Origin of the sequence: Rhodopila sp. (assembly GCF_965277165.1) — a bacterium.
GTDB lineage: Bacteria > Pseudomonadota > Alphaproteobacteria > Acetobacterales > Acetobacteraceae > Rhodopila.
Genome location: NZ_CBDICE010000006.1, coordinates 2,669,685 through 2,688,329, shown reverse-complemented (window position 1 = coordinate 2,688,329; position 18,645 = coordinate 2,669,685). Strand labels below are relative to the sequence as shown.

Here is an 18,645-nt window from a genome sequence, read left to right as displayed (position 1 = left end):
ATCGTTATGCGCACCTGGTATTTCTCCGAAATGGCATACCACCCAGCGTGGGAGAAAGGCCTCGCCCGCGGTTCGCTGCGGGTCAATTTTCCCAGCGAGAATCTGGACCCGACCGAAGCTGGCAGGTTGCTTAACCGCTATCTTGACGAATTCGCCCTCTGCGATGACGTCGGCCTCGACATCATGGTGAATGAACACCACAGCACCGCAACCTGCATGACCATTTCGGTCCCGATGGCGCTCTCGATCATTGCGCGCGAAACCAAAAACGCACGCTTGCTCAGCCTTGGCAATCCGATCGCGAACCGGCCGGACCCAGTGCGGGTCGCCGAAGAAATGGCCTGGCTGGACTGCCTGTCCGGCGGCCGGATCGAGATGGGCTTGGTTAAGGGCGCGCCGTACGAGATCGCGCCGGCCAACTCCAATCCCGGACAACTGATGCGCCGCTACTGGGAGGCGCATGACCTGATTCTAAAGGCGCTTTCCACGACCACCGGTCCATTCTCTTGGGAGGGAGAGTTCTACCAGTATCGCGCCGTCAACATCTGGCCGCGACCAATCCAGCAGCCAACCCCTCCGATCTGGATGACCGGCATGAGCGTCGGTACCGGCATCGCCGCTGCCGAACGTGGCCACGTCGTCGGCACGCTGCTGTCCGGCGGCCTCGCGAAGCCGATGTTCGAAGCATACCGCAAGCGAGCCCGCGAGCTTGGATGGCAGGCCGGCCCCGACCGCATGGCCTACGCCGCGATCGTCGGCGTGGGCGCCACCCGAGAAGAAGGATTACGTCGCGCCGATATCATCGCCGACTATGTGCGCACCGCGCCGGTGGTTGCGGAACCGTTCACCAATCCACCCGGCTACAATTCGATCGGCGCCAATGTCGCCATGCTGAGGGCCGGCCCGCGCGCCCATCGGATGGTAACCGACCGCAACGGTGTCCCGATCGATCACCGCAAAGCGACAGTGGAACAGTTCATGGATACCGAAACGGTGTTTGCCGGCACGCCCGACGATGTGTTCAATCAGTTGAAGGCATTCAACCAACGCATGGGCGGCGTCGGACACCTGCTGTTCTTCGGCCAAGGCGGCCAACTGACGCATCAAGACGCGAAGTCGAACATCACCATGTTTGGAAAGGAGGTTGCGCCGCGCTTGAGGGAACTCGGCGTGCCTCAACAAGCCGCCGCGGCAGAATAGCTATGACAGATCGACCATTTGAAACAATCGAGACACAGTTCAGCAGCAGAAACCGACTATGCTACTCAGCATCGTAAGTTGCATGAGCAGGAGGTTTGCAATGATCATCACCAAGCGTCTCCGCAGCATGGCCGCGATCGCAGGCCTCGCCGCCATCCATCGCTGCCGCTCCTCACGATGCCAAGACGTGGTGGCGCGGCGGCTGGGGTGGCGGAGTTGCTGTGCCGCCCGTTGTCGCCGCTCCTCCGGTCTATGCCGCCCCCAGATACTACGTGCCGCCGGCGGTCGCCTACGCCCTAGCGCCCGGGCCGTACTATCAAGGTCTGCGCCGCGTATGGATCACGCCGCACTGGCAAGGACCCTACTGGGTCCGAGGAAATTGGTCCTGATTGCCGATCATCAGGGCAACAATTGACGAAGCGGCCAACAGGGTCCACCGCTAATACCCATGTTGCGCCGCTTCGAAGCTCTTCTCGATCCCACCGCCGGCAATCCGGAACCGCCGCCCAACGCCGGAATTAAGTGGTTCTACTGGTTCTACATTCGCCAGGTCACTGGCCTCACGCTGGCGCTGTTCCTATTCGGCGGCCTGGTTGCCATCCTGGACACCATGATCCCGGCCTTCATCGGTCGAGTAGTCAGCCTGGTCTCCGCCGATAGCCCCCAGACCCTGTTTCGCGATCACGGCATGATCTTGCTCGGCATGGCGTCGGTGCTGCTGATCGTCCGTCCGCTCAGTTTCGTGGCGCACAGCGTCCTGGTAAACCAGATCGTCAATCCCGGCTTCTCCAACATGATACGATGGCAAAATCACTGGCACGTGGTACGTCAAAGCTGGACATTCTTCCAGAATGACTTTGCCGGCCGCATCGCCAATCGAGTCCTGCAGACCGGCCCGTCACTCCGCGAAAGCCTGGTCATGGCGTTCGACGCGGCATGGTACATTCTCGTCTACGGCTCAAGCGCCGTCATCCTCTTGGGCCACCTCGACTGGCGCCTGACCCTGCCGATGCTGGTCTGGTTCGGCCTCTACGCGATCATGCTGCTCTACTTCGTGCCCCGCCTGCGTGATCGCTCTCGTCGGGTGTCGGAAATGCGCTCGGCGCTGACCGGGCGCGTGGTGGATAGCTACACCAACATCCTGACCGTCAAACTCTTCGCCCGCGCCGCCGACGAGGACGCCTTTGTTCGCGATGCGATCGACGACCATACCGGAGCCTTCCGCGATCAGACCCGCATGACCACGGCCTATACCTCCGCCCTCGTTCTGATGAACGCCAGCCTGATCGTTTCGATGGCCGCAGTCGCACTTTGGCAATGGTCGGCCGGAAACATCGCGATCGGAGCCGTCGCCACCGCCATTCCGCTGGCCTGGCAGTTGAACAACATCGCCGGCTGGGTCGCCCGCAGCATCACCTCGATTTTCGAAAACATCGGAACAGTGCTCGATGGCATGCGCTCCATCGACGTGCCTCGGCAGATGCCCGACCCGGCGACTGCCGTGGAACTTCAAGTCACCGGCGGTGGAATTCGCATCGAAGACCTACATTTCGATTACGGACGGGTCCGCGACGACGCCGGTTCGCGCTACCCCGCGGTGCTTCACGGCATCAATCTGACTATCGAACCCGGTGAGCGGGTCGGGCTCATCGGCCCGTCAGGTGCCGGCAAATCAACCCTGGTAAACCTGCTGCTGCATTTCTACGACCCAGCATCCGGCAGCATCCAGATCGACGGCCAGGACATCGCCGGCGTTACCCAAGAGAGCTTGCGCCGGCACATCGCGATGGTGACTCAGGACACCTCGTTGCTGCATCGGTCGATACGGGAAAACATCCGCTACGGCCAGCCGCAGGCCACAGAAGCGCAAATCGTTGCCGCCGCCAAACAGGCCCACGCCCACGACTTCATCCTCGGCCTCGAGGACTGGTTCGGTCGCCAGGGCTATGACGCCCATGTCGGCGAGCGGGGAGTAAAACTGTCCGGCGGCCAGCGCCAGCGCGTCGCCCTTGCCAGGGTGATCCTGAAGAACGCCCCGATCCTGGTGCTCGACGAAGCCACGTCGGCCCTCGATTCAGAAGTGGAAGCAGCCATTCAGGAGCAACTCGATGCGCTTATGGAAGGCCGAACCGTCATCGCCATCGCCCATCGGCTATCCACCATCGCTCGGATGGACCGCTTGATCGTGTTGAACGAAGGTCGCATCGTCGAGGCCGGTTCCCACCAGGAACTACTCGATCGCGACGGCGTCTACGCAAGGTTGTGGCGTCGCCAGTCAGGCGGCTTCGATGCGGTTGGCATCCGCGACAGCGTGATCGCCAAGTAGCGTCCTGACCGCCGCCGCGCCATCCGAACCGATCGGGATGACGTGGATCGTGCCGGGCGTCGTCGCGTTCAGCGCCGTAATCCCGTCCTTCGGGCAGACCCCGAGGCACGAGGTCTCCATCACTCGAACCCCTCGGCGCTGTCCAATGTTCCGCAGTTCCTGACGCAAAGTATCTTTGAGAGTCTGTTTCTGCCTCGGCCCAAAGCCGCCACGGCGCTTCTTGCCGCATTTACGGCACAAGATAATGACGTCATGCCAGGGCGTCGAACGCGACAGCGAAGCGGATTTTGAGAACATCGTGCGGATATGGGAGGCCCGCGCGGATTGATAAACCGTGACCGGTGCGGGATGGTGGCTGCACAAACCACGGAGGAACAAATGGTGGGACTGGTTGACGGAAAAGTCGCCCTGGTCACCGGCGGCGGCAACGGCATCGGGCGAGAAGCCGCGCTCGCGTTTGCCCGGGAAGGCGCCCGCGTTGCAGTCGCCGATTTCGAGGCCGAGGCGGCAGCCGAGACGGTTTCCCTGATCAACGCCGGCGGCGGCCAGGCCATTTCGCTATTAGTTGACGTCACCGTCTCGGCTCAGGTCCAGGCGATGCTTCAGGACGCGATCGCCGCCTATGGCCGGCTGGATTGTGCGTTCAACAACGCCGGTATCGCCGGACACCAGGTCGATGCGGCCGGTCAGTTGACCCACGAATGGTCCGAGGCCTCGTTCGATCGCATGATCGAGGTCAACCTTAAAGGCGTCTGGCTTTGTATGAAGCACGAGATATCACTGATGCTGGCGGCAGGTGGTGGCACGATCGTCAACACCGCCTCAATCGCAGGCCTGATCGGGTTGCGCACCTCCAGCGCTTATGTCGCCGCCAAGCATGGCGTGATCGGACTGACCAAAAGCGCTGCGGTGGAGTATGCCGAGGAGCACATCAGGGTGAATGCCGTCTGCCCCGGTTACATCGTCACTCGAATGACCGCTCTCCACCGCCAACAGCGCAGCGAGGCTATCATCGCCCGCACACCGATGCGCCGTTTCGGCGAGCCGCGGGAGATCGCCGAAACCGTGGTCTGGCTGTGCTCTGATCGGGCAAGCTATGTCACTGGCGCGTCCTATGAGGTGGACGGCGGCCTGACCGCCGCTTGACCACGCATCCGCAGATGCACGGTAACGCTGAAAGCAACCGCTCCCGAAGGCGTGACACGATCTGTTCTAAATCTGCCGCGCCAGCTTTCTCGCCAGCAGCCAGCCTGGGATCGCCGACACCGGTGCACCAGGTAGCAACAGCAGCCAGCCCCAGGGCTGATTGTTGACGATCAGATCCAGTCCGATACCCAGCATCATCCCGCCGATCAGACTGCCGGTAACCCCCGCGGAAACGCCGAGCCAGAGAATGTCGCCACGGTTGATCATCGAGTGGTTGCTAACCGCGCGGGGAATGTTTGACAAGCGAGCAGTGCGGCGCCTATACGCCCCGCTCTTCACGGCCGGGAACGTGGACGGATCCCCAGCAAGGCTGGCGTGACCCGCGCCCGTCCATCGGTATGAGACCGACGGGCCTACCGGTGCAACAATATGACGAAAGGGCCAACGCGCCCATGACCAAGCGTGCCGAAAGCAAATACAAGATCAACCGCCGCCTCGGGATCAACCTCTGGGGCCGCCCAAAATCACCCGTCAACAAGCGCGAATATGGCCCCGGCCAGCACGGCCAGCGCCGTAAGAAGCCCACCGATTTCGGCACTCAGTTGATGGCGAAGCAGAAGCTGAAGGGTTACTACGGCAACATCAGCGAAAAGCAGTTCCGGAAGTACTATGAAGAAGCCGTGCGCCGAAAAGGCGATACCTCAGAGAATCTGATTGAAATCTTGGAACGCCGGCTCGACGCAGTCACGTACCGGTTGAAGTTCGCTGTCACACCCTTCGCCGCCCGTCAATTCGTCTCCCATGGCCACCTCCTGGTCAACGGCCGACGCGTAAACATCCCATCATATTTGGTTAAGGACAACGACACGATCGAGGTAAAGGAGAAATCCAAGCAGCTCGCCGTGGTGTTGGATGCGACGCAGAGCAGCGAACGAGACGTTCCTGAATACCTCGAGGTGGATCACCGCGCCATGAAAGGCCGTTTCGCGCGCTCCCCGAAACTGTCTGACGTGCCATATCCGGTGCAGATGGAACCGAATCTCGTAGTCGAATTCTACTCGCGGTAGTTCCAAGCTCTCCTCGCGGTTCTCACCTTCCCAGCCGTCGGATCAATTTGCCACGCCGGCCAAATTTAAGCCTTTCCAACTGCGTCAGCTTGTGGGGCCACGTTACGTCATCTTACTCGGGTCAGGCGCAACCCAAGCACCCGTAGCTCTGTCAGAGCCGACAGCGGCGTCAGGTCACTGATCGGCGTGCCAGTCAGGAACAGCCGCTCCAAATCGATCAAGCGATGCAACGGCGGCAGGTCAGCCGGATCCATTCGCTCCAGCCGAATGTTCTCCGGACTCACTCCGCCGCCAGCAAACGCGGATCGATCAGGTCGGTGGCTCGAGCCAAATCGACCGACAGCAACCGGGACACCCCGCGCTCCTGCATAGTAACGCCATATAGCCGATCCATCCGCGCCATCGTTAGCGGATGGTGCGTCACCACCAGGAAGCGCGTGCCGGTATCCCGCACCATATCCTCAAGCAGCCGGCAAAATCGCTCGACATTGGCGTCATCCAGCGGCGCATCGACCTCGTCCAGCACGCAAATGGGTGCGGGATTGCAGCGGAACACAGCGAAGATCAGCGACAACGCGGTCAACGCTTGCTCGCCACCCGAAAGCAGTGAAAGCGTGGCCAGCTTTTTACCCGGGGGCTCGGCGTAAATCTCCAGCCCAGCCTGCAGCGGATCGTCGGACCCGACAAGCGCCAGATGCGCCCGCCCGCCACCGAACATCCGCGCGAAAAGCTGTTGGAAGTTCTTGTCCACCTCCTGAAAAACCGCTGTCAATCGTTCGCGCCCCTCGCGGTTGAGATGCCCGATCGACCCACGCAACTTGGCGATCGCCGTCGTGAGCTCTTCGCGCTCGGTTTCGATCGTGCCGATATGCTTTTCGACATCCTCGGCTTCTTGCTCGGCGCGCAGGTTGACCGGACCCATCTCCTCGCGCTCCTTCAGCAGGCGCTCCAGCCGCCGCCGCGCTTTATCCTCGCTGTCCTGACTGAGATCCACGGGCGGATCGGGCAGCGCAGGGTTCGCCCCCAAGCGTTCAAGGATCCGTTCGGCGACAACACCCCATGCGTGACTCGCCTGCTGTGCGACACTCTCGGCGCGAATCGCATCCTCTCTCCGACTGGCCAGAGCCGATTCGGCGGCGCGGCCCTCGCGATCAGCCCCAGACGCTCCGGTCATCGCGACCGACAGCGTCTCAGCTGCTCGAGAATGCTCGGCCTCGGCAACTGACAGCGCATCCAGCGCCTCCGCTCGTCTCCTGGCGATCTCCACTGGCCGCGCTTGCAGAACCTGGACAGCGTCGTCGGCCTCGGTCTGACGCGCTGCCAGATCGGTAATTCGGTCGGCGGCATCGCTTGATCGCTCGGTCCAACCGGCGCGTTCGGCAATGATTACTCGACGCCGGCTGACCCGCGCGGAATGTTCTCGGGCCAGTTCGTCCCGCTCGCCGCGCGTGGCGTTCTCCTGCACCCGCGCCGCCGACAGGGCTGTGCGAGCCCGATCGACTGCCGCCCGCAGTTCGGTAACATCGGCAAGCGCGAGGCGGCTTTCGCGGACCTGTGCCAAGGCATCCAGTGCCTCGTCCCGTTCGGCTGCGATCCGCGACAACTGGTCGTCGGCAGCAGCCAGTCGCGCCTTCGCGGTTGTGGCTTTGTTGCGCAAACCGCCAAGCTCGGCGCGAACCCGGTCCAGCGTCTGCTCTAACTCCCGCCGTTGGTTTCGGGCCGCTTGTTCCTCATTCAATGCCGCCTGCGACGCTGTCTCGGCCGCCGTCCGTTCGGTTCGCGCGATCGCCGCGTCTTGTTCGGCCATTGCCACCTGCGAAACCAAACTGGAAAGCCGATTGCGCTGCTGCAGTCGAACTGCCGCCTGCGTTGGGGTGCCAGACCGGATAGAATAGCCGTCCCATCGCCACATTGCGCCGGACCGTGAGACCAAAGACTGCCCGGGCCGCAAATCGGACTGATAAACCGAACCTTCGTCGTCATTCTCAACGAGACCGATTTGCGAGAGCGCGCGTGCCAGCGCCGGCGGTCCCTGCACCGATGCGGCCAACGGCGTTACGCCGGATGGCAAACCCGGCACGGGCTCGAATGCCGGCAATTCCCGCCAATACCGCGCTGCTTCCGGGTCCAACGCCGAGGTCAGTTCCTCGCCCAGAACCCCCCCGAGGGCTGCCTCCAGCCCATCGGCAACAGTCAGCGAATCGATCATGGGTGGCCATTGCTCACCGTCCTTGACCGCCAGCACTTCCCCAAGAGCCTGAGCCTCCGCCGCAAGTCGGGCGCGCACAGAATCCGCGGTCGCCTGACTATCCCGCGCCGAGGCCAGCGTCGCGGCAGCGGAGGTGCGCCCCAGTTCCGCCTGCTCCACCGCCATTCGGACTACGGCCAACGCCGCTTCGACCTGCCGCGCCGTATCCGCCGCGCGAGCAACTACCTCCCCGTCGACCTGCTGCGCGGCGATACGTTCTCGCTCCTCGCCAATGTTGCGGAACTGCTCGTTTAACCGATTTGATCGATGCTCCGCCTGTGCCAAAAGTTGCGACGCCGCCTGGGCACGCGCGTTCGCTTCGGCAGCGGCCTCCGTAGCCCGATTGGTGTCCGCTTCCGCCACACGCATAGCCTCGCTCGCCGCCGTGGCTGCTGCCTCGGCCGCCGCTGCCCGATCGTCATGCCCCGAATCGGCCTGGGCCAATTGGATTTCTTCCGTCGCCAGCCGTTGATCAGCCGCTGCTGCGTCGCGCTGCAGTTGCCTGGCATGACTAACGTCCTCGCGAAGCTGACCCAGCCGCCGCTGGGCTTCACCCAGCGCGATCCGAGCCTGTTCCTCCTCGCCAGAAATCTGCTCCTGCGACACGCGATGACGTTCCAGGGCTGTGCGGGCATTCGCTTCTATTTCCCGCAGCGGGGGAAGCACGGCCATCGCCGCGGTCGCCCGCGCGGTGGCTGCTGTCGCCGCATCGGTGGCCGACGCCACTGCCAACTCGGCGCCATGCAATGCCGCCGCCGCCTGTTCGCGCACCAAACCCACTCGCGCCCGCTGCAGGGACAGCAATTCGGCCTCCGCCGCTCGAATCGCCCCAGAAATGTTGCGATAGCGGCTGGCCTGCCGCGCCTGCCGCTTCAGACTGCCGAGCTGACCTTCAAGCTGAGCGCGCAGATCCTCTGCCCGCGCCAGATTGGCCTCCGCAGCACGTAATTTCAGCTCCGCCTCATGCCGACGAGCATGCAGTCCGGTAATGTTGGCGGCTTCCTCCAAGACAGCCCGGCGATCCTCCGGCTTAGCCCCGACCAATGCGCCAACGCGTCCCTGACTGACCATAGCGGAGGCTCGCGCCCCCGACGCCAGGTCCGCGAACAGCGTCTGCACGTCCCGAGCGCGCGCTTCCCGTCCGTTGATCCGATATGCCGATCCGGTGCCCCGCTCGATCCGGCGGACGATTTCCAGCTCCGCCTGCTCATGCAGCGGCGGCGGAGCGCGGCCCGCCGCTTCATCCAGAAAAACCGTCACCTCGGCGAGGTTGCGTGACGCACGGCCAGCGGTGCCGGCAAAGATGACGTCCTCCATCTCGCCACCACGTAAGCTGCGGGCGCTGCTTTCGCCCATCGCCCAGCGCAGGGCTTCAACGACATTGGACTTGCCGCACCCGTTCGGTCCGACGATGCCGGTCAGTCCAGGAAGAATATCCACGCTCGTCGGTTCAGCGAAACTTTTGAACCCGGAAATGCGAAGACGACGAAAACTGACCGGCAATGGCTGCTCCCAGAAGGTCTAAGCGGGAATCAGCTTGCGAAACGCGTCATAGCTCATTTCCCCAGCGTACTTCTGTCTGTTGATCACAAAGCTTGGAGTCGAGTCGATCTTCCACTCTTCGGTGTCGGCCTTCTGCTGCTGAACGATCCAGTCGCGCAAACCAGTATCGGCTATCGCCTTGTCGAAGGTCGCGCGACTCATCCCCGCGAGGCCGGCGATCTTCCACAATTCCTCGGTCGGGTCGTTACCGCGGCCAAATGCCCAGCGATCCTGGCTGGCAAACAGCGCATTGACGAACGGTTCATAGCGGTCGACCGGCAGGTAGCGTGCTACCATCGCGCCGGTCAGGGCGACCTGATCCAGCGGGTAGTCGTGGAACACCCAGCGCACATCGCCGGTATCAATCAGCTTCTTTTTCACCTCAGGGAACGTCCCCTGGGCGAATGCGGCGCAATGAGTGCAAGTTAGCGAAAAATATTCTCCAACAGTCACTTTAGCGTCGGGCTTGCCGATAAAGCGTTCCGACCTCGGGTCGCTCTCCTCGGCATTTGCCGCGCGTCCCTGCAGGACGAATGGCCCCAGCGCAAGACCGCTATTAGCAACAATTAGTAGCTGGCGGCGAGAAATCGTCATCTTAACCCCTACATCTGGTATTAACGCTTCTTCAAGCGTCGTGTCGAATGTTTGCTGCGGCCGATCACCACTCGGCCCAGCGCAGCCAAAGCGGACTTCAGCTCACTGTCCGGCAGGTCGGCCACCGCCGCCTCAGCCTCGACAATTGCCTCAGGCGGGGCCGGGTTAACCGCCGGCCCGACCTTTGGCATTCCGGCCTGAGTGAATTTCAGCGAATGGACCGGTCGCCCCCCCAGATGCGTATTGATCCGATTGATCACCTCGACACCCATGTAGTGCAAATCCATCGCGGCCGGCCCGGCGCAGGCGATCGTTAGAACCCCGCGGTCCAGCCGGCGCGGCATCGTCATCGAAGCCACCTTCGGACCGACGATGACCTCCCAGTCCGCGACGATCTGGGCCGATGCCGGGTTGTGTTTTCGAAAACTTCGGCGGGCGATGCCGGGCACCACACTTCCCAGGGCGCGTGGACCATAGACGAAGCGCCCTTGCCCGGTCATACCTGTGCGCGTGTCGTCGTCTGCCATCGCCTCAAGTGCCCCCGTTGCCCGTGCCGGTGACCTCCTGCGCTGGTATGACCGCCATCGGCGCCGACTACCTTGGCGCGCCGACCCAGGCGAGGCCGCCGATCCCTATCGCGTCTGGCTAAGCGAGGTCATGCTACAGCAGACCACCGTAACCGCAGTCATACCTTACTATGAGCGGTTCGTAAGCCGCTTCCCGACAATACAATCGCTGGCAGCCGCACCTTTGGACACGGTGATGTCGGCCTGGGCGGGACTTGGATACTACGCCCGAGCCAGAAACCTGCACGCCTGCGCCAACGTGGTAACAACTAGGGGTGGATTTCCCGCCGATTTGGCCGGTCTGCAGGCACTGCCGGGGATTGGCGCCTACACCGCGGCGGCAATCGGCGCGATTGCCTTCGGAATTCCCACCGTACCAGTCGATGGTAACGTCGAGCGTGTCGCCGCTCGCATTTTCGCCATCGATCAACCGATGCCGGCCGCGAAAACCGCCATCCGCCAAGCTGCCGCCCATCTTGGCGCCGATCCGGCCGCGCAGGCTCGTCCGTCCGATTTTGCCCAGGCAATGTTCGATCTCGGGGCAAGCGTCTGCGCACCGGCTGCCCCCGCGTGCGCGGTTTGTCCCTGGATCGCGGCCTGCGCCGCTTGCCGCCAGGGGACCCAGACCCTGCTGCCGCGCAAGACACCCAAAAAGCCCCGTCCGGTACGCTACGGAGTGCATTTCTGGCTGACCGACAATCGCAGGAACGTGCTGCTGCGCACTCGCCCGCGCAAAGGTCTGCTCGGCGGCATGACCGAACTGCCGGGCACCGCTTGGCGCGAGGCGCCCTGGACGCTGGACGAAGCCTTGACCCTCGCGCCCATGCCGCTGAACTGGCGCCCGGCGGGTCAAGTGCGCCACGGGTTCACCCACTTCGAACTCATCATCGATATTCTGGCCGCTCAGACAGCCAAGATCGACGCCGAGGGTTTTGCTCACGCTCTCGATGCCTTGGATGACGCGGCTCTGCCGTCGGTGATGCGCAAATGTGTCCGTATGGCCTCCGGTTGAAACTTGACAGTCTTGCGTTGCGCCGCTCGCGTCGACGCCATATGCATCAATGCGCACCCTGGTAAGAGAACTCGACCCCATGGACCACCCGATCCAACTGACCCGCCTTCGCTCTGGCCTCACCGTCGTTACCGAACGCATGGATCGCGTCGAGACAATTTCGATTGGCGCCTACGTCGCCTCTGGATCACGGAACGAGTCGGAACAAGAGAACGGTGTCTCCCATTTCCTCGAACATATGGCATTCAAAGGCACGACTTCGCGCAGCGCCGCCGCCATCGCCGAGGAAGTCGAGGCAGTCGGCGGCCATATCAACGCCTACACCGCCCGCGAACAAACCGCCTATTATGTCAAAATGTTGAAAGAGGATACCACGCTCGGTTTCGACATCATTGGCGACATCCTGACCCACTCGGTATTCGAGCCCGAGGAACTGGAGCGCGAGCGCAGCGTCATCCTGCAGGAGATCGGCCAAGCCAACGATACCCCCGACGACATTATCTTCGACCATTTCCAGACCACGGCCTACCCCAATCAATCCCTCGGCCGTGCCGTGCTGGGATCGGCCGATGCGATCCGCAACATGCCAAGGTCGGTGCTCACCAGCTACATGGCCCGAAACTACACCAACAACAACGTCGTGATCGCCGCGACAGGGAAGCTTCGCCACGAGGCCATTCTCGACCTTGTGCAAGAGCACTTCGCCGACTTGCCCGGCAACTTGCCACCGTGCTTCGACAACGCCACCTACGCGGGCGGTGAGTTCCGCGAGGAACGCGATCTTGACCAGGTGCATGTCGTCCTCGGGTTTCCCTCGGTCGGCTACGGCGATCCGAACTACTACCCGACGATCCTGCTCTCCACGTTGCTGGGCGGCGGGATGTCGTCCCGGTTGTTCCAGGAGATCCGCGAGAAGCGGGGGTTGGTTTATTCGATCTATTCGTTTGCCGCGCCATTCAAGGATGGCGGCTTGTTCGGGATCTATGCGGGCACCGGCGAGAGCGAAGTGGCGGAACTCATGCCCGTGATGCTCGAGGAGCTGGGCAAGGTCCAGGCTCATATCAGCGAGCCAGAGCTCAGTCGTGCCCGAGCCCAACTGAAAGCGAGCCTGCTGATGTCGCAAGAAAGCACTGGCAGTCGCTGCGAGCAACTCGCGCGGCAAATTCAAACCTTCGGCCGGGTAATCCCAACCGACGAGGTCCTGGGTAAGATCAACGCGGTGACCGAGGCGGATATCCGGCGCGCCGCAATCCTGCATTTCCGCGCGCCTCCCACCCTTGCGACCGTAGGGCCGTCAACGCAGGTGCCAAATTTAGCGAACATCGCCGAGACGCTTGCGGCCTGATCCAACAGGTGCAACCGGATGTGGCCGCCTGAAAAGTTGTCCCGACACGCCACGCCGACCGATTGCCGATAGCCCGCTACGCGAACGTATACACATTCAGCGCATTGTCGCGGAACAACATACGCTTCTCGTCCTCCGTCATTTGAAACTTGAATGCCAGATGAGGATTATCGAAGTCCCAGTGCGGATAATCGCTGGAATAAACCAGCCGATCCCAGCCGATCCACTCGAATACCTGTCGCAGATCGTCGGGGCGCTCCGGTTCCTCTGCCGGCTGCGTGGCAAACCACAGATTTGTCTTCATGTATTCCGACGGCTTGCACTTCAACGGCGCCTCGTCCCGCATCTTCGCCCAATGCGAGTCTAACCGCCACGCGAGCTGTGGCGCCCACGCAAACCCACCCTCGATCAGCACAACTTTCAGGCCGGGGAATGCATCGAACACCCCTTCCAGAATCAGGCTGGCGGCCTGATTTTGCATCGAGTGCACCAGACCATGATGGTCCTCGATATAAAACTGAGGCCATCCGCTGGAACTCGGCGCGCTAGTCTGAGTGCCGCCGATATGCACCCCAATGGACAGATTGCTCGCCTGCGCGGCGGCGAAAATAGGCCAGTAGCGTCGCCGCCCCAGCGGTTCGGATGTCTTCGATCCCAATTGAATTTGCGCGAACCGCCAATCCCCGGCCCGCTTCTCGATCTCGGCGATCGACGCATCCGGATCATCCGCCGGCACCAGGATGGATGCCCGCAATCTGGGCTCGGGATCGACGAATTCGTGCGCCTGCCAGTCGTTCATCGCCCCGCAAAGCGCGGCAGCTTCGTCCAGATTGCGCGAGGTATTGCCACCCAGCAACGGCTCGAGCACGCCGTAGGCAATATTATAAGGATCAAGTAGTTGGTCGCGAATGAAACCAACATCGGATCCAGGTAGACCGCCGCCCGGTGGCCATGCGTCCCGCCGCGAAGTATTTGGCGAGAACCGCGGGTATGTGCCCCGATCCGCGTAAGGTCCGGTGTTGAATTTACCGTAGGTCGCCAAGTGGTTCCGCCAACGCTCCGACAGATACGCGTTCAACGCCCCTGGTTTTGGATAAGGATGGATGTCGCAATCGATCATCCCCAGCCGGCTGTTCGCCGAACGAGCCAACGCTTCGACAGGAGCGTTCATTGCAGAGTTTCCTTCAGCCGGGGATAGGTTTCCAGCGCGTTGTCCACTCGCATTTTCCGTCGCTTTTCGTCGGACAGTCCGGGCGGCAGGATCGCCTCGCCGTCGAACTGCCAATGCGGGTAATCCGAGGCGAACAATAACATGTGGTCCGCGTCGATCTGCTCGACGATTCGCTCCACCGCCGCCTGATCAGGCGCATCGAATGGTTGCATTGTAATCCGAATATTTTCGCGAATGATTTCTGCGGGGGACCGATTGATCCACGGCACCTCCGCTCTCACACCGCGCCAAGTCTTGATCGCCCGCCAGATGAAGCCCGGCAGCCAACTGACGCCGGATCCAATCAGCACGAATTTCAGGTCTGGAAATTTGTTGAACACGCCATTCGAGACCAAGCTTAGCAATTGGTCCTCGAACACCTGTGAGTTTGCGACGTAGTCGTGCAGAAAGTGCGACGGCCACCCGGAGGAGGTCGGAGCGTATCGATACATGCTGCCGGCATGAATGCCGACCGGTAGCCCGTGCCGAGCCGCCGCCGCCCAGATCGGCCAGTAATACGACCGCCCTAACATCATCTCGCATGCGGCCGGCATCAGGACCTGCACAAAACGATTGTCCCTCGCGCAACGATCAATTTCGTCAGCCGCCAGCAACGGTGCCTGCGCAGGCACGACGATAGACGCCCGCAGCCGAGGCTCTCGGTCCAGCCAGTGCTCCTTGATCCAGTCATTGACCGCTGAGCATAGCGCCGCACCCATGCTCTCGCTCACCGCGGCCTGACCACCGGTCAAGGGATTGCAGATCGCAATGCTGATGTCGAACGCATCCAATGCGTGTCTGCGCATAGCTTCCAGGCTGCCGCCCGGCCGCTGGCCCTTCACGCGCCAATCCGGTCGGCAGGCGATTGGCGCATTTGGCGGGTAGGACATCATGTCAAACCCGTCCAGCCCCCGGTTCACAAAGGATTCCCGCCAGAACTCGTCCATGTAGGGCAGCAGGGACTTGATGTCAGGTACGCCCGGATGTATGTCGCAATCGATCGCGCCAGAGTGCATCGTTCTCTCCTGCATCGACTATGCGAGCCGCCCATTTGCGGTGTCAAATGCGCGATCGGGCGCGGATTAGGCAGCTGGTGCGAACAGTTCCTCAACATCGGCCGCAGTCATGCTGAGTGCCCCACCGTGCTCGGCATCCATCACACTCGCGACAATGCCGCGCTTCTTCTCTTTCAGCACTTCCATCTTTTCTTCGATCGTGCCCAGTGTCACCAACCGGTGCACGAACACGTTCCTGGTCTGCCCGATCCGATGCGCCCGGTCGGTTGCCTGGTCCTCCACCGCGGGGTTCCACCAAGGATCGTAGTGAATGACCGTATCCGCCGCGGTGAGATTCAGCCCGACGCCGCCGGCCTTTAGGCTGATCAGAAATAACGGCACGTCACCGCCTTGGAACCGCTTCACCGGCGTCGCGCGGTCCTTGGTGTCACCCGTCAGCTTCACGAAACCGACCCCATCGTCCTCCAGCCGGCCCTGGATCAACGCCAACATCTCGGTAAACTGAGAGAACAGCAATACCCGCCGCCCCTCGGCGAACATGATGCTAAGCATCTCCATCAGTCGATCCAACTTGGCCGAACCGGCCTTCGACTTAGCCACCGATTTCAATTTTAGTAACCGCGGGTCACAGCATGCTTGGCGCATCTTCAGCAGTGCGTCCAGTATGATGATTCCCGAACGGGCTAGACCCTTCTGCGCGATCGCCGCCTGCACCTTGGCGTGCATCGATAGCCTGATCGCTTCGTAGATCGCTCGCTGATTGGATTCCATCTCCACCGGCTCGACGATTTCCGTCTTCGGCGGCAACTCGGTGATGACCTGCTCCTTGGTTCGCCGCAGCATGAAAGGGCGGATGCGGCGCGTCAGCAGATCCTGCCGTTCGATGTCACCGTGTTTTTCGATCGGCGTTCTGAACCGGCTCTTGAAGGACTTCTGGCCTCCGAGAAAGCCCGGTGCTAGAAAGTCGAATAACGACCACAGCTCCCCAAGATGGTTCTGCAACGGCGTCCCCGACAGGCAAAGCCGCTGACGTGCCTTCAAACGCAATGCTTGGCGGGTCGTTTCGGCGTTCGGGTTTTTGATCGATTGTGCCTCGTCCAGAATGACCGCGTGCCAGTTCTGTTCGGAAAGAACTTCATGATCCCGGGTCAGCAGCGGATAGGTGGACAGCACCAGATCATAGTTCGGTATCGACGCAAAACTCGCCTTGCGCGCCGCACCGTGCAGCGCCAACACCGATAATTCCGGCGCGAAGCGACGTGCTTCCGCCGTCCAGTTCGGTATCACACTGGTCGGACAAACGATCAACGACGGCCGATCCATGCGCCCAGCCGCCTTGTCGATCATTAAATGAGCCAAAGTCTGCACCGTCTTGCCCAGTCCCATGTCATCGGCCAGAACGCCACCCAATCCGGCCGCCCCCAGGAATTGCAACCAATCGACGCCTTGTCCCTGATATGGCCGCAAGGTCGCCTGAAACGACTCCGGCACCACCGCTTTCGGCATCCCTCCCGACTGCCGCAACGTCCGACCAAGCTCTCGCAGCGCCTCGCCGCCGCGCCAGACCAGCCCGGCGCGCTCTTCCAGCCCAGCCAGATCGGCCGCATCAAGCCGAGAGAATCCGATCCGTTCCCTGTCAGCATCGACTCCGCCACCCGCCCACAATTCGAGCAGCGCCAGCAGTGTCGGGCGAATCCGCGACATCGGCAGCGACAGCAACCGGCCATCCGGCAACGGCAAAATGAACGGTTTGTCGTCGGATCCGTCTACCAAGGCGGCGGCTTCCGGGCGCGCGATCAGTCGAACCAAAGCCGGGACGAGATCGACTCGCTCCCCATCCACCACCACACCCAAATGGAGTTCCAGCCAGTCGATGCCCGAGCCTTCAATCAGATCCGCCTGGATCTCCGAATCGGCGGACAGAACCTGAACCGGGAACTCCTCATCGATATCGATCGTCCAGCCATCGCGCCGCAGCCGAGGCACCTCTTGTGTCACGATCTGCAGCCAGGTCGGATTCGGCCCGTACTCGCGCAGCACGAAATCATCGGTGTGGGCATGCTGATAATAGACCGGAACCACTTCGTGCACCGATCCAAATCCCAAGCCGGTCAGTTCAGCCAATGCCCTCGCCTCGGCCGCGCGGTCGCGCTCAACCTCATACAGCGTGCCGTCTTGAACCAAGATCCGAGGCATCGGCTTCAGGCTGCGCGGCACGGCAATCGGTCCGTATTGATAGGACGCGCGCGCCAGTGGCACGGCATAGAGCCCCCGCCCCAACAGCCGAGCTGACCCACGGCCGTAGCTCGGGTCGCTTGGCAGGGTCCCGCTGATCAGCCGCAGATGCGGCCGCATCGTCTCCCGGATCGGCTCAGGTGGCCGCAACTCCGCCGGTACCGGCACCTTTGCCGTAGGCATAAGCCGAGATAGCTGCGCCCGCACTTCAGCCGCGGACTCCGGTGGCACCGATGGCGCATTAAGCAGCCGGACGACCACCCGGTTAGGCAGATCGACGCTGACCGGGCCCATCGCTCCCGCGCCAGGATCGACATACCAAGGCGTCGGGACCCGCACCCCGATCAGCCCTTCGTCCAGCGCCAGTGTCGGTTGCTGCGACGCGTCCGCCCGGGTAATCCAGTTGATCTGCCCCTGCCGCTCGGGTCCTTCGGTCAGCACGGGCCCTTGCGCCGTTTCCCATCGCGCCCGCCCGGTCCCCAGGATGCGGCGCAGCGTGTCCAGAGGGTCGTCATCGGCCTGCGGTCCCCGGTAGCCGGTTCGGCGGGACAGCCGGGATAGGATGGTCAGGTCGGATGGTCGCAGATATTTGGCCGGAGTCTGGATCTGGTGCGGCGCATAACGTTTCACGGTACCGATACTATCGTCCTTCCGCAGCGTTACCGTCATCGGGTCGATCCGCACCTGCGGAACGGCCGTCGCCCCCGGGGCTGCATCGATCACGTAAAATACCCTGGTTCGCAGCGACGCAGGATAGTCTTCAGTCAGTTCCTCGTCGTCCCGACCGAACTCGGCCAGCCAAGACTGTATCTGGGTCGGAAGCGCCAAATCGTCGGGTGCTTTTGACGACTGCTGAACACCTAAGTCCTGTTGCCGCGACACCAGCAACTCCTTGCGCTGCGCCGCGATCAGCACCGCCGCGAGATGCTTGCAGCCACGCCCCACAGGGCAAGAACACGCACCCGCAATCCTGATTCCGTCGGCCGACGAGCGACTGATCTTCAAGCTTTGCGCGTAGGGATCGGGTCGGGTTCCCTGCGTCGTCGCAGTGATGATCGCTCCCCGATCGGCTATCTCAAGGTCTTGAACGCGGCCGCGTTGCTCGTACGACCGACCGGCCGTCAGCGTTCCCGGCGGA

15 protein-coding genes are annotated in these 18,645 nt (G+C 62.2%); 6 read left to right on the top strand and 9 right to left on the bottom strand.

Annotation, left to right across the window (positions count from 1 at the left end; all coding sequences use genetic code 11):
* The first annotated feature begins 6 nt into the window (after positions 1–6).
* Both ACQY4Y_RS24525 and ACQY4Y_RS24520 read left to right on the top strand, forming a co-directional pair.
* A complete protein-coding gene (locus ACQY4Y_RS24525) occupies positions 7–1,200 on the top strand; it encodes an LLM class flavin-dependent oxidoreductase (RefSeq protein WP_428493189.1) in 1,194 nt (397 codons plus the stop codon).
* 448 nt (positions 1,201–1,648) lie between these two features.
* A complete protein-coding gene (locus tag ACQY4Y_RS24520) occupies positions 1,649–3,526 on the top strand; it encodes an ABC transporter ATP-binding protein (RefSeq protein ID WP_428493188.1) in 1,878 nt (625 codons plus the stop codon).
* On the opposite strand, the gene ACQY4Y_RS24515 is transcribed toward ACQY4Y_RS24520, so the two are convergent.
* Positions 3,476–3,646 carry a hypothetical protein gene (locus ACQY4Y_RS24515; protein ID WP_428493187.1) on the bottom strand — a complete coding sequence of 57 codons (171 nt, stop codon included), beginning with the start codon at positions 3,644–3,646 and terminating at the stop codon, positions 3,476–3,478. The genes ACQY4Y_RS24520 and ACQY4Y_RS24515 overlap by 51 nt on opposite strands.
* A 258-nt stretch (positions 3,647–3,904) precedes the next feature.
* Here ACQY4Y_RS24515 and ACQY4Y_RS24510 point away from each other — a divergent pair, with 258 nt between their 5' ends.
* Positions 3,905–4,672: a glucose 1-dehydrogenase gene (locus ACQY4Y_RS24510; protein WP_428493186.1), complete on the top strand. Its 768-nt coding sequence runs from the start codon at positions 3,905–3,907 to the stop codon at positions 4,670–4,672.
* Positions 4,673–4,738: 66 nt separating this feature from the next.
* On the opposite strand, the gene ACQY4Y_RS24505 is transcribed toward ACQY4Y_RS24510, so the two are convergent.
* Positions 4,739–4,939: a hypothetical protein gene (locus ACQY4Y_RS24505; protein WP_428493185.1), complete on the bottom strand. Its 201-nt coding sequence runs from the start codon at positions 4,937–4,939 to the stop codon at positions 4,739–4,741.
* 185 nt (positions 4,940–5,124) lie between these two features.
* Here ACQY4Y_RS24505 and rpsD point away from each other — a divergent pair, with 185 nt between their 5' ends.
* Positions 5,125–5,739 carry a 30S ribosomal protein S4 gene (gene rpsD, locus ACQY4Y_RS24500; protein WP_428493184.1) on the top strand — a complete coding sequence of 205 codons (615 nt, stop codon included), beginning with the start codon at positions 5,125–5,127 and terminating at the stop codon, positions 5,737–5,739.
* 107 nt (positions 5,740–5,846) lie between these two features.
* Here the strand turns inward: rpsD and ACQY4Y_RS24495 are convergent, their stop codons facing one another.
* The 4 genes from ACQY4Y_RS24495 to ACQY4Y_RS24480 are packed head-to-tail and all read right to left on the bottom strand — an operon-like array spanning position 5,847 to position 10,650.
* On the bottom strand, positions 5,847–5,993 hold the full coding sequence (locus ACQY4Y_RS24495; protein ID WP_428493183.1) for a hypothetical protein: 147 nt from the start codon (positions 5,991–5,993) through the stop codon (positions 5,847–5,849).
* Between the two features lie 26 nt (positions 5,994–6,019).
* Complete coding sequence (gene smc / locus ACQY4Y_RS24490) at positions 6,020–9,490, bottom strand: chromosome segregation protein SMC (protein WP_428493182.1); 3,471 nt, start codon at positions 9,488–9,490, stop codon at positions 6,020–6,022.
* A gap of 18 nt (positions 9,491–9,508) precedes the next feature.
* On the bottom strand, positions 9,509–10,123 hold the full coding sequence (locus tag ACQY4Y_RS24485) for a DsbA family protein (RefSeq protein ID WP_428493181.1): 615 nt from the start codon (positions 10,121–10,123) through the stop codon (positions 9,509–9,511).
* Between the two features lie 20 nt (positions 10,124–10,143).
* Positions 10,144–10,650: a DciA family protein gene (locus tag ACQY4Y_RS24480; RefSeq protein WP_428493180.1), complete on the bottom strand. Its 507-nt coding sequence runs from the start codon at positions 10,648–10,650 to the stop codon at positions 10,144–10,146.
* On the opposite strand from ACQY4Y_RS24480, the gene mutY reads away from it, so the two are divergent.
* Together mutY and ACQY4Y_RS24470 are read left to right on the top strand one after the other, a co-directional pair.
* Positions 10,628–11,701, top strand: coding sequence for an A/G-specific adenine glycosylase (gene mutY / locus ACQY4Y_RS24475; RefSeq protein WP_428493179.1), 1,074 nt, complete (start codon positions 10,628–10,630; stop codon positions 11,699–11,701). The genes ACQY4Y_RS24480 and mutY overlap by 23 nt on opposite strands.
* A 79-nt stretch (positions 11,702–11,780) precedes the next feature.
* A complete protein-coding gene (locus ACQY4Y_RS24470) occupies positions 11,781–13,046 on the top strand; it encodes a M16 family metallopeptidase (protein ID WP_428493178.1) in 1,266 nt (421 codons plus the stop codon).
* Positions 13,047–13,122: 76 nt separating this feature from the next.
* Here ACQY4Y_RS24470 and ACQY4Y_RS24465 read toward each other — a convergent pair whose 3' ends face one another.
* The 3 genes from ACQY4Y_RS24465 to ACQY4Y_RS24455 all read right to left on the bottom strand — a co-directional run bounded on the left by ACQY4Y_RS24465 (position 13,123) and on the right by ACQY4Y_RS24455 (position 18,422).
* On the bottom strand, positions 13,123–14,166 hold the full coding sequence (locus ACQY4Y_RS24465; RefSeq protein ID WP_428493177.1) for an amidohydrolase family protein: 1,044 nt from the start codon (positions 14,164–14,166) through the stop codon (positions 13,123–13,125).
* Between the two features lie 47 nt (positions 14,167–14,213).
* A complete protein-coding gene (locus tag ACQY4Y_RS24460) occupies positions 14,214–15,272 on the bottom strand; it encodes an amidohydrolase family protein (RefSeq protein WP_428493176.1) in 1,059 nt (352 codons plus the stop codon).
* 66 nt (positions 15,273–15,338) lie between these two features.
* Positions 15,339–18,422 carry a DEAD/DEAH box helicase gene (locus ACQY4Y_RS24455; RefSeq protein WP_428493175.1) on the bottom strand — a complete coding sequence of 1,028 codons (3,084 nt, stop codon included), beginning with the start codon at positions 18,420–18,422 and terminating at the stop codon, positions 15,339–15,341.
* Positions 18,423–18,645: the final 223 nt, after the last annotated feature.